Source organism: Burkholderia sp. Ac-20365 (assembly GCF_017104715.1).
Taxonomy (GTDB): domain Bacteria; phylum Pseudomonadota; class Gammaproteobacteria; order Burkholderiales; family Burkholderiaceae; genus Paraburkholderia.
Map to the genome: position 1 here is coordinate 391,692 of NZ_JAAGPI010000005.1, position 10,714 is coordinate 402,405.

The following is a 10,714-nucleotide window of genomic DNA, read 5'->3' on the forward strand; positions in this document are numbered from 1 at the left end:
GAGCGCATCATGTCAAGTGAGTGGAGACGCCGGATGAGCCTGTTTGTCCAGCGTTTCTGGCAGCCCACCAGTGCGTGCATGACCTGCATGCCGGGTAGTTGGGGCAACGTCCTGAGCCTTGTGCACTGGACGATCGCACTCCAGACGGGACTGCTCACCGGGGTCCTCGCGGTACTGTTGACTTTCACGCCAGCCGCGAAACTGTACACGCATCGATACGGCAATGCGCTGATCGTCGGCTGTCTGACAACTTTGGGCGACGCTTTCGCGCATACGAGTCACTACCGCATACCGGTTGTGGAGCACGTGGCGACAGGTGTTGTTTCGGGGCTGCTGGCGCTTGCCGCCTCATATCTCTTCGCAGACCGTGCGCGGCGAATTCGAGCGGTTTGGGCACGCGTTTTCGGATAGTTTCCACCTCCGCTGACTTTGGCGGCCATCTCGACCATTTGCGCCGCCTGATCGATCGCCGGGCTGGTGCCTTCGCGATTGATTCATCCCCACGACTTCGGGCCTTCCCGTCGATGATCATTTCCGGCGAGCATTTCCTGATTATCTGGTTCCGGCAACGTGGCTGGGTATACCGATGCCCATCTATCCGATGCCCATCTGTCCGCTGACCGGCTACCCGCGCCGCTACGCATAAAAATTTTCACAGGCTGTAACCAACACCGCGTTCGCAACGAATTCACATGTATCCGATCGTCACGGTGATCGACATGGAAACGATGAAAGCGGAACTTGCCCCGGCGCTTACGCCCTCCCTGCGCATCCCCCCAATTCACCCGCTATGGCTGAGGGTTACGCATTGGCTTAACGCATTCGCGGCGCTGATCATGATGTTTTCCGGCTGGCGCATCTACGATGCGTCACCCGTGTTTCGCGGCATCGTGATTCCGCCTTCGATCACCCTCGGCGGTTGGCTCGGCGGCGCGCTGCAATGGCATTTCGCAGCGATGTGGCTGCTGGTTTTCAACGGGCTTTTCTATCTCGCGCTCAATATCGGGAGCGGGCGTCTGATCGCGAAGTTCTTTCCGCTTTCGCCGCGCGCCGTGCTGCACGACTTCATCGCCGCGTTGAGTGGCAAGCTCTCGCACGCGGATCTGCGTCAGTACAACGCGGTCCAGAAGTTCGCGTATCTGTTCGTCATCGTCGATCTCGTGGTGTTGGTGCTGTCGGGTCTCGCCATCTGGAAGTCGGTCCAGTTTCCGCTGTTGCGCGAACTGATGGGCGGCTACGACAACGCACGCGTCGTGCACTTCTGCGCGATGGCGCTCATGGCGGCGTTCGTTGTCGTGCACGTCGCGATGGTCGCGCTCGTGCCGCGTTCTCTTTTGATCATGCTGCGCGGACGTTGAACCCGCCCCGAGAACACCACATGAAACCCAACGACACATCCCTCACCAGGCGCGATCAGGCAACGATCCTCGCGGATGCACGCCGCGAACTGGACATGCCATCGCGTCGTCTGTTCGGCAAGCGCCTGCTGACGCTGGGCGGCCTCTCGCTGCTGACGGGCTGCTCGATCACCGACGATCAATCGGTCAACACATTTCTGAGCGCCGTCTCGCGCCTGAACGATCGCGCGCAGGCGTTCCTGTTCGATCCGAAACAGCTCGCGCCGACTTACACCGAGGCGCAAATCACGCGTCCGTTTCCGTTCAACGCGTTCTACGGCATCGACGACGTGCCCGATGTGGACGGTAGCGACTATCGGCTGAAAGTGAGCGGCCTCGTGACGGGGCAACACGTGTGGACGCTGCCCGAGCTCTATGCACTGCCGCATGCGGAGCAGATCACGCGGCATATCTGCGTGGAAGGATGGAGCGCAATCGGACGTTGGGGCGGTACGCCCTTTTCGGAGTTCCTGCGCCGCGTGGGTGCCGACACGACCGCGAAGTACGTCGGCTTTCGCTGCGCGGACGACTACTACGAAAGCATCGACATGCCGACCGCGTTGCATCCGCAGACCTTGCTCACGTTCGAGTACGACGGCCAGCGTTTGCCCGCGAAATACGGCTATCCAATGAAGCTGCGCATGCCGACCAAGCTTGGCTACAAGAACCCGAAGCATATCGTCGAGATTTTCGTCACCAATACGTATCCCGGCGGCTACTGGGTCGATCAGGGCTACAACTGGTTCGGCGGTTCCTGAACGTAGTTCGTATTCCGGTGCCGGCATGGCCGGACGCCACTTTCAACCCACGAAGGAGATGAGCAATGAAACGACTGATGACGGCTGTATTCGCTGCTGCAATGGCAATGGCCACGACGGCTGCGTTCGCGCAGGCGAGCGGCGCAATGTCGAACGACGCGATGAGCAAGGACGCCATGTCACATGACGCCATGAAGAAGAACGGCATGTCGCACGATCAGATGAAGAAGTCCAGCAAGATGAAGAAGCACGACGCGATGGGAATGGATCATCCCGCGTCGGGTGCGATGTCGCAGTAAACGGGCTTGCCTGAGAAGGCCGGGTCTGCGCCCTGCCTTCTCAGGTGCTTCAGGCCTGCGCCTGAAAAACCAGATTGAACGGCGTTTGTGTAGCGCGCCGGAAACGGGTGAAACCACCCGCCATCACGACTTCCCTGAGCCGCGCTTCGCCCGCCTGCGCGCCGAGCGCGCGCCTGCCTTCCTGCGACAACGACGCACCCGTGCAGATCATCGTCGACGCCGAATAGAACACACGCCCCACAGGATTGAGATTGTCCTCGAGCCGGTCGTTCGCAAATGGTTCGACGATCATCCACGATCCATCGGGCTTTAACGACTGCAACACGTGGGCCGCCGCGCCCGTCGGGTCGCCCATATCATGCAGGCAATCGAAGAAGGCAACGAGGTCGTAGTCGTTCCCCGGATACTCCAGCGCGCTCGCGATTTCGAACGATACACGTTCGCTGAGACCAGACTCTTCCGCGAGTTCTCGCGCGCGTTGCACCGACGGCTCGTGATAGTCGAAACCGACGAAGGTGGCCTCAGGATAAGACTGCGCCATCAGCATTGTCGAAATGCCGTGGCCGCAGCCGACGTCTGCAACTCTCGCGCCGTGCCCCTTCAGTTTCGCTTCGACGCCATTGAGAGCCGGTATCCATTCGTCGACCAGGTGCGCCGCGTAGCCGGGCCTGAAGAACCGCTCGGTGCCCTTGAACAGCGACGGATGATGCTGATGCCATCCCACGCCCAGGCCCGTGCGGAATGCGGCTTCGAGCTTCGGCAGGCTGCGGAACATGGCTTCGGCGCAGTCGCAAAAGCCCGGGATGAAAGTGGGGCTGGTTTCCTCCGCGAAGCACATCGCCATTTCGTTTTCGAGCTGATAGCACCCGCTTGACGGATCGTAGAGAACGAAACCCGATGCAGCCTGGGCAGCAAGCCATTCACGCACATAGCGCTCGGCGAGTCCCGCGCGTTCTGCAACCTGTTCCGACGTCATCCAGCCCTGTTCGGTCATCGCCTTGTAAAGGCCGAGGCGGTCACCGAGCGCGATCAACGGCGCCGACGCGACCGCGCCGAACTCCCCGACCATGCGACCCATGAAGTCCTGCACTCTCTGCTCGTCGTATTCCATACGCCACCTCCTTGCCGAGGGCAGAATTGATCAGACGAAACGGCGAACGCCCTTGCACCGGGTTTCATCCGTTTCGTCCAAACAAAGTATAGGTAGTGGAAAGACGGATGAAAGGCGAAGTGCATATCGCGGCGGGCGCTTCGATCGTGTGTATGATCCGCGAACATCGCCGTCGATCATCCATTCACAGGATTTCCAATGCGCTCAGGCAGGCAACCCAAACGCGATCTTCCCAACAAGCAGGATCTGGAAGCCATGTCGGTATTCCGCTACGAGCTGCGCAAGTTCTTGCGCGTGTCCGAAGAGATCGCGAACGCGGCGGGCATTACAACGCTCCAGTATCAGTTGCTGTTGCATGTGCGCGGGTTCGAGGGCCGGCAATGGGCCACGGTTGGTGAACTCGCGGAGCGCCTTCAGGCCGCACCGAATGGCACGGCTGCACTCGTGTCGCGCTGCGAATCGGCGGGTCTGGTGACGCGCAAGCCTGACCCGGACGATCGACGCCAGGTTCAGGTTCATCTGACCTCCAAAGGAGAGCGCTGCCTGCTCGAACTCGCTGCCGAGCACAAGGCACACTACGGCTCGTTTGGTTGGGTGTTTGACAACACGGGCGGATAGCCGTTTCTTTTCAGAGACCGCGCATCGAAAATGGATGAAAGTCCATTTATGGCACAATGTGCCTTAAATTACCTTTCGCCACGTGATCTCCCGATGCGCATTCCCGCACTTCTCGATCGACGCACGTTGCTGCGCGCTCGACGACTCTGGCTGCACTACGGTGTGTTCTGGCTAGGCGCCATCGCAACCGGACTGATCGCCGTCATGTACGCGCGCCTGATCGACTTCGGCTACGACACCTTTCTACGCTACGCGACTATGTACTGGTGGCTGCCGCTCGTGCTCACGCCGGCCGTCGGGGCAGCCGGCGTCTGGATCACGCGGCGCTGGTTTGCGGGTGCGGAGGGCAGCGGCATTCCCCAGGTAATTGCCACGCTGCACGAGGGGGGCGACCTTGGACCGCGTCTGCTGAACCTGCGTATTCTGATTGGCAAGATCGCCGTGTCGTTTCTGTCGATACTCGGCGGCTTCACGATTGGGCGGGAAGGCCCGACGATACACGTCGGCGCCGCGCTGATGTTCAGTTTGAGGCGTTTCTATCCAGCGCGCCTGCGAAACATTCGCGGCGCGGGACTTGAGCGCAACCTCGCGCTGGCGGGCGCTGCTGCGGGACTTTCCGCGGCATTCAATGCGCCGCTTGCAGGAGTCGTGTTCGCAATCGAGGAATTGACGCGCAGCTTCGAACAGCGAACCAGCGGGGTGCTGATCACGGCGATCATCTTTGCGGGTGTCGTCTCGTTGGGATTGCAGGGGAACTACACGTACTTCGGCACGATCGACGTCGACGGACATTTTTCCGAACTGCTTGCCGTTGCCGTCGTGATGCTAGGCGGTGTCACGGGCTGCGCCGGCGGCGCGTTTTGCTGGCTTCTGCTGAATACTGAACGGTGGATGCCGGCCCGGCTCATCGCGTGGAGAAAAGCGCGTCCGGTAGCGTTCGGCGCGGCGTGTGGCCTCGTCATCGCCGTAATCGGTGTGGCTGCTGGTGGACACACGTTCGGCAGCGGTTACGCCGAAGCGCGCGGCATGCTGGATGGCAATTCGCATCTCGGCGTGAGTTATCCGCTGCTCAAGATGGCATCGATGATCGGCTCGTATCTGCCGGGCGCTCCGGGCGGTCTCTTTGCACCTTCGCTCGCGATCGGCGCCGGAATTGGTAACGCTCTGCACCTCGTGTTCGGACAGATGCAGTTGCCTATGCTGATCGCGCTCGGGATGGTCGGTTATCTCGCTGCCGTCACGCAAAGTCCGATCACTGCGTTTGTCATCGTGATCGAGATGATCAACGGGCACGCGCTGGTGCTTTCGCTGATGGCGACGGCGTTGATCGCGAGTCAGGTGTCGAAGCTTTTTGCGCCGCCGTTGTATGAGGCGTTGGCGCAGCGGTACGTGGCGCGTTGAGGTGACGAGGCTGTTTCCGGGGCAAAGCAGGGAGGGTGCGGAGTTCAGTGCCTGGAAGGCGGGACCATCGAAGTCGACGTTCACTTTGTGATGGCATCCACAGGGATGCGCCGTTTGGTCGACCGGCTTTAACGCCAGCATGCGAGCCATGATGCGCAGGCTGCGCATGGCGACTGTATTTAATCTAATCTTCGATGGTAGAGAGGGCTTGACGCACGCCACTCGTCTGCACACTGGACGGTATGCGCAGGCGGGCTCCCTCGGCCGCCTTACCCGGGCGCTCTGATGAACGTTCAGGCGGCGACTCTGCCCGCGAACGAAGAAGGCAAATGCGCCGTCCGCGTTTTTTTGACGCCGCCTGTCCATTAGCAGGCAGTCCCCGCGTCATTGTGATGGCGGCCCGATGTAATCGACCCGCTTCAACCTCATGACGGAGACTCATATGCAATACCTGTTAATGATCTATTCGCAAGAAAACAGCTGGAGCCAGATGACCGATGGCGAGCGGCAGCAAGGCGTTGCCGCGTATCAGGCGTACACCGAGTCGTTGAAGAAGGCGGAGGCGCTGGCGGGCGCCAACCGGCTGCAGCCGACGAGTACAGCCACCACGGTGCGTCTCGTCGACGGTAAGCCGCAGGTGCTGGACGGACCGTATTCCGATTCGAAGGAGCAGCTCGCTGGCTACTATCTGATCGACGTGCCCAACCTGGACGCGGCGATCGCGTGGGCGTCGCGTTGTCCCGGCGCGGGGCACGGCATCATGGAAGTGCGCCCGGTCTGGACCGCACCTTACGATGCGCCTTCTGCATGAATCCTTCCGATGGCGAGCGCGACGCTGACGGCGCCGCGCACGCGATTGCCGAAGCGGTCGCCCGCCGCAGTTACGGCAAGCTCGTCGCGTTGCTGGCAATGCGTACGCGCGACGTCGCCGCGGCCGAGGACGCGCTGGCCGACGCGTTCGCAGCTGCGCTCGCAGACTGGCCGGAGCGCGGCTGCCCCACGAATCCCGAGGCGTGGCTGATGACGGTTGCGCGGCGCCGGGCGATCGATGGTGCGCGGCATCGTCATGCCGGCGACGAAGTGTCGAATCAGCTCGCGATACTCGCCGACGAGATCGACGAGCATGAAGCGGGCGCGTTGCCCGACCGGCGGCTTGCACTGCTATTTGCGTGCACGCACCCCGCGCTCGAGGCGGCGATCCGGACGCCGCTGATGCTGCAGGTGGTGCTGGGACTCGAAGCAAAGACGATTGCGTCCGCCTTCCTGATGTCGCCCGCTGCGATGAGCAAGCGCCTCGTGCGGGCGAAGAACAAGATCCGGGAGGCGGGCATTCCGTTTAGCGTGCCCGAGCGTGAGGAGTTGCCCGGCCGGCTCGCTGCGGTGCTGGAAGCGGTCTATGCGGCGTATGCGGAAGGATGGACCGACCCGGTCGGTGGCGACGCCGGGCGGCGCGATCTCGCCGGTGAGGCGCTGTTTCTTGCACAACTGCTCGTCGAACTGTTGCCTGAGGAGCCAGAGACGCTTGGTTTGCTCGCGCTGATGCTGTACGCGCAGGCGCGGTGCGATGCGCGACGCGATGCGGCCGGCGACTATGTGCCGCTGTCGGCCCAGAATCCGGCGACATGGAACGCACCGATGATCGATGCGGCCGACGCGCTGTTGAGGCGCGCGAACGCATTCAATGCAATCGGACGCTTTCAGCTCGAAGCCGCACTTCAATCGGCACATGTGTATCGCTGCCGGACGCATAGTCCGAACTGGAATGAGATCGTGCAGCTTTACGATGCGCTGTTCGCGATCGTAGCGTCGCCGGTGATCGCGGTGAACCGCGCGCTCGCGCTGGCGGAGCGGGACGGTCCGCAGGCGGCGCTCGACGCGCTCGCGCCGTATGCGGACGATCCGAGGCTGGCCGACTATCAGCCGTACTGGGCCGCGCGCGCCGATCTGCTCGCGCGGGCTGGCGCGACGGCAGAAGCGCTTCGCGCCTATGATCTCGCGATCGGCCTCGAACGTGACCCTGCTGTGCGCCTGTTCCTGCAGCGTAAGCGCATGCAGTTGGCAACGGCTGGCAAGTAGGGGATTGTCTTGTGTTTGACCGGCGCGCTTGCCAGCTACGCGCCGCGCTGCACGAACAACATGCACTGTATTGGTCGTTTGGGATCTGCAGAGGGTCGGATGTTCGGTGCGATGCTGATTGCACCGACGCAGGCCGTCGACTTCGGCCATCACCAGTCATTCGCCACGAGGCCTGCGATGGACTTCGAGCGGCCGGTTTGCAATGGATCCCGGCCAATTGCCGCGTGCCGACTTCGTGAGTTTCGCTTCAAGGCTGTCGCGAAGATCGTCGATATTCCATGGGACATTGCGGTTGGTAACGACCTTCGTCATCCACGGGTCAAGGGAGCGCGCCCTGTCGGCTTCCTCGCTCGCAGTCGAAACCGCGCCGCGAAAGAGTGCATCGTCATGACCGGAAAGCATTGAGTGAAGAAAGAAGCTTTTATGATCCATACAACGGTTTGCAAATAAAGCTGTAACGGCCAAACTGCAAGATCATCTGTTTGCGGAGCGAAATTTTCTGCCACTGCGTTTCGACGCGGCCAAACGCACCGAAGCCGCGAAAGCGAATTTGCCCATCGGTCGTCCATTTCGCACTGGCAGCGGCGCGTCCGCGAGCGTCGGTCTTTCCATGGATAATCTCATCCGGATTTTGGGCTGAACGGATATCGTATTCAAAGACCAAAGGGTCGTCGGGGCCACTACCGGTAACCTTAATCAAGAATGAGGCCGGTAGCCGTGACTCTGCCTTACCGTGCTTGGCCGCGGCGGCGTTGCTCCGGTTCAAGGTCTCTTCTCCATAGAAATTACGCAACGGGAGAGCCTTTGCGTGACGGAGGTGATTCTCCGTGAAACGGCATCCGTCATAGGGTGGCAGGCCGACTGTCATCGCCTCTTCCCAATAAGACTCGATCCCGACTGCCTGAAAGACGCACCTGCCTGTCACCATTCGCCAACCGTGAATCAGTTCATGCGCCAACGCAATCCAGGCTGGGCGGTCCATCCAGGCAGCGCGTTTTTCATCTGGCAGATTATCGAGAACCCGATCCAGTGATGGATTCCACCAGACCTCAGCCGCCGTGCCCGAACCCGGTGTGAGCTCGTCCATGATGTGGTAGGCGATCAGGCCGCGCTGGAGAGAAGACACTGCCCTTGTGCTCGCGGCTTCCTCAGTCTCCCTCTGGTTCACCTCCTTGTGCGCGAGCGGAAACCCTTTCAGGTTCCGCGTATATTGGTACGCTTCCTTGTTCCCTCCCTTGTCTTGAGGCGCGTAGAATTTCATGAACTTCTTTATTGCGGGGTGCTGCGGAGTGATCCGGCCGGCGCTGGTAAGTTGATTGATCTTCCCCCACAGGCTCTGATAACTGAGCACCTCTGTGTAGCAAGCTGCCTCGGCGGCTATCTTTGAGGGATCCTGCTGCCCGCACTTATTGCCCGCAACTGGTGCGGCCCGCAAGATGAGCACTTCGTGACGGGCGTGTTGGATGTCGTCAAGCAAACTCGCCCCGACTTCCGTTGAGCGGATCTGCGCTAACGACTCATCGACGCTGCGTTGGAAATCGACTTTTTCTTCGTCGCTGGGGAGGACAACCGTACCCCCTACGCGCCCTGTTTCCGTTCTGAGCGTCATGGCAAACCTCGCGAGGATTGGGTTCATGCGCACAATCAAGCGCTGATCCATCAACTGACTCGCCCGGACAACTCAGTCTCTGCCGCCTTGGGCTGAGGCCGAGGGATTTGCTTGACGTCATACCCAGCGGCTTGCGCTCGCCCCGCCAGGCGAAGTCCAGGCTGTTCGTGATCAGGTGTGCAATACGCGTCCACACAGTCGCGTGCCGTGCGGTGGATTAGCGGCAAAGTGCACATCAACAGAACACCGCCACAGTTTGCTCGATCGCGAACCGGTGCTTATCAGGCTATGTCAAACGAATCCAAATTCAAGGTGAATTTGACGGCCGCGAGTTATATAGGCTTCGACGAAATGAAGGCTGAATACCGCGTTCCGGTCTTCCATTCGTACAGAACCCGAAGCGTCCTCTCACGTCAACCGAAACCGGTCATTCGAAGTTCCGGTTGGAATTCAACCACGCATCGCGGTCACCGATCCGACGTCGTATTTTCGGGTGCGGCCAGGCTCGATCGGTCGACATGCACATCTATTGATGGATCGTCGATGTTGATCGATTCGATGCGCTCGGAAAATTAACGATGTTAGGACGACTACATCGATTGGCTCTTTCGGGTGTTACAGCGGGGGGGGACCGGGCACGCTGTGGCTGTCGTTGCCTCAAAGAGAGGAGTTCGTTTTTTTGATCCAAACGGAGGGGTTCTTGAATTCAGAGATAGACCTTCGTTTCGAAACTGGTTTGAGAATGATTTCGGCACGATCAGCTTCTATGGTGATTCTGGAACCACGTTTCAAGTACTTAATTATCACTACGACTACGTCGAGGAAGAGCCCGCTAATGGTGATGTTTGAATGGCTATTCACTTAGTCACAACCGAATACCGGATTGTTTCTGTCGACGGAAACCCGCACAGCGCAACGAAGCCTGTTGTGGCCGATCGCTCAATAGGTTAGCTAGTAGAACTCCATAGCCTTGGACAAGCGCCGCCTTCGGGCGGCAACTAAGTTTTCCCTTGCTGGTCATGTGGGGTCATCATCTCAATGTCGAACACGAGCACGCGTGTGCAGCGAAGGGAGGCGAATTGGTGCATTCGTTTAGGTCTATGCAACGCCCGCCCTCAATCACGCGCTCATGAGCGAACGACAACGTCTGCGGGCAGGCGTTGCTTAAACCTGAACGGAAGCTGTCGTTACGGCGGAGGTTGTTGTGCCCGCCAGCCATTGCTGCTCAGATCGTCGTCATTCCATACGCCGGACTCACTGACGAGGGCCAAAAGAGCATCGCGTCTGAAATCTCTTTGAAAGGCGGCAAAAATAGCAGGGCGGTTTCAAAGACCAAGTGCAACAGCGGGGTTGATTTCGATTCCCTGTTTCTTGCAGTTTTCAATAAAGGCTTGCGCGGGGGTTCTCCAGCCGAGCGTCTTGCGCGGACGGTTGTTCATCTCGAT

The 10,714-nt window shown here is 60.1% G+C and carries 11 protein-coding genes; 9 read left to right on the top strand and 2 right to left on the bottom strand.

From position 1 onward, the window contains the following. The first annotated feature begins 9 nt into the window (after nucleotides 1–9). From G3O01_RS12880 to G3O01_RS12895, 4 genes are all read left to right on the top strand, one after another. Nucleotides 10–411, top strand: coding sequence for a hypothetical protein (locus tag G3O01_RS12880; protein WP_205805109.1), 402 nt, complete (start codon nucleotides 10–12; stop codon nucleotides 409–411). A 308-nt stretch (nucleotides 412–719) separates the two neighbouring features. Further along, nucleotides 720–1,358, top strand: a complete 639-nt coding sequence (locus G3O01_RS12885; protein WP_205805185.1) for a cytochrome b/b6 domain-containing protein — start codon at nucleotides 720–722, stop codon at nucleotides 1,356–1,358. 20 nt (nucleotides 1,359–1,378) lie between these two features. Beyond that, on the top strand, nucleotides 1,379–2,155 hold the full coding sequence (locus tag G3O01_RS12890; protein WP_205805116.1) for a molybdopterin-dependent oxidoreductase: 777 nt from the start codon (nucleotides 1,379–1,381) through the stop codon (nucleotides 2,153–2,155). A 65-nt stretch (nucleotides 2,156–2,220) separates the two neighbouring features. Next, on the top strand, nucleotides 2,221–2,454 hold the full coding sequence (locus G3O01_RS12895) for a pentapeptide MXKDX repeat protein (RefSeq protein ID WP_205805118.1): 234 nt from the start codon (nucleotides 2,221–2,223) through the stop codon (nucleotides 2,452–2,454). Nucleotides 2,455–2,503: 49 nt separating this feature from the next. Here G3O01_RS12895 and G3O01_RS12900 read toward each other — a convergent pair whose 3' ends face one another. After that, nucleotides 2,504–3,565, bottom strand: coding sequence for a class I SAM-dependent methyltransferase (locus G3O01_RS12900; RefSeq protein WP_205805119.1), 1,062 nt, complete (start codon nucleotides 3,563–3,565; stop codon nucleotides 2,504–2,506). A gap of 198 nt (nucleotides 3,566–3,763) precedes the next feature. Between G3O01_RS12900 and G3O01_RS12905 the strand changes: the two genes are divergently transcribed. From G3O01_RS12905 to G3O01_RS12925, 5 genes are all read left to right on the top strand, one after another. Beyond that, nucleotides 3,764–4,183: a MarR family winged helix-turn-helix transcriptional regulator gene (locus tag G3O01_RS12905; protein WP_205805124.1), complete on the top strand. Its 420-nt coding sequence runs from the start codon at nucleotides 3,764–3,766 to the stop codon at nucleotides 4,181–4,183. Between the two features lie 93 nt (nucleotides 4,184–4,276). Next, the gene (locus G3O01_RS12910) at nucleotides 4,277–5,584 is read left to right on the top strand and encodes a chloride channel protein (RefSeq protein ID WP_205805129.1); all 1,308 of its coding nucleotides are present in this window, start codon (nucleotides 4,277–4,279) and stop codon (nucleotides 5,582–5,584) included. Nucleotides 5,585–6,026: 442 nt separating this feature from the next. Then, the gene (locus G3O01_RS12915; protein WP_205805131.1) at nucleotides 6,027–6,395 is read left to right on the top strand and encodes a YciI family protein; all 369 of its coding nucleotides are present in this window, start codon (nucleotides 6,027–6,029) and stop codon (nucleotides 6,393–6,395) included. Beyond that, the gene (locus tag G3O01_RS12920) at nucleotides 6,392–7,660 is read left to right on the top strand and encodes a DUF6596 domain-containing protein (RefSeq protein ID WP_205805132.1); all 1,269 of its coding nucleotides are present in this window, start codon (nucleotides 6,392–6,394) and stop codon (nucleotides 7,658–7,660) included. Before G3O01_RS12915 ends, G3O01_RS12920 begins: the two co-directional genes overlap by 4 nt. 15 nt (nucleotides 7,661–7,675) lie before the next feature. Continuing rightward, nucleotides 7,676–8,065: a hypothetical protein gene (locus G3O01_RS12925; RefSeq protein ID WP_205805186.1), complete on the top strand. Its 390-nt coding sequence runs from the start codon at nucleotides 7,676–7,678 to the stop codon at nucleotides 8,063–8,065. Between the two features lie 16 nt (nucleotides 8,066–8,081). On the opposite strand, the gene G3O01_RS12930 is transcribed toward G3O01_RS12925, so the two are convergent. Continuing rightward, on the bottom strand, nucleotides 8,082–9,320 hold the full coding sequence (locus G3O01_RS12930) for a M91 family zinc metallopeptidase (protein ID WP_205805133.1): 1,239 nt from the start codon (nucleotides 9,318–9,320) through the stop codon (nucleotides 8,082–8,084). Between the last annotated feature and the right edge of the window lie 1,394 nt (nucleotides 9,321–10,714).

Excerpts from the sequence above, each read along its gene's own strand:
- G3O01_RS12915 (WP_205805131.1), top strand. The coding sequence starts at position 6,027 with ATGCAATACCTGTTAATGATCTATTCGCAAGAAAACAGCTGGAGCCAG.
- G3O01_RS12880 (WP_205805109.1), top strand. The coding sequence starts at position 10 with ATGTCAAGTGAGTGGAGACGCCGGATGAGCCTGTTTGTCCAGCGTTTC.
- G3O01_RS12890 (WP_205805116.1), top strand. The coding sequence starts at position 1,379 with ATGAAACCCAACGACACATCCCTCACCAGGCGCGATCAGGCAACGATC.
- G3O01_RS12930 (WP_205805133.1), bottom strand. The coding sequence starts at position 9,320 with ATGGATCAGCGCTTGATTGTGCGCATGAACCCAATCCTCGCGAGGTTT.
- G3O01_RS12920 (WP_205805132.1), top strand. The coding sequence starts at position 6,392 with ATGAATCCTTCCGATGGCGAGCGCGACGCTGACGGCGCCGCGCACGCG.
- G3O01_RS12905 (WP_205805124.1), top strand. The coding sequence starts at position 3,764 with ATGCGCTCAGGCAGGCAACCCAAACGCGATCTTCCCAACAAGCAGGAT.
- G3O01_RS12895 (WP_205805118.1), top strand. The coding sequence starts at position 2,221 with ATGAAACGACTGATGACGGCTGTATTCGCTGCTGCAATGGCAATGGCC.
- G3O01_RS12885 (WP_205805185.1), top strand. The coding sequence starts at position 720 with ATGGAAACGATGAAAGCGGAACTTGCCCCGGCGCTTACGCCCTCCCTG.
- G3O01_RS12910 (WP_205805129.1), top strand. The coding sequence starts at position 4,277 with ATGCGCATTCCCGCACTTCTCGATCGACGCACGTTGCTGCGCGCTCGA.
- G3O01_RS12900 (WP_205805119.1), bottom strand. The coding sequence starts at position 3,565 with ATGGAATACGACGAGCAGAGAGTGCAGGACTTCATGGGTCGCATGGTC.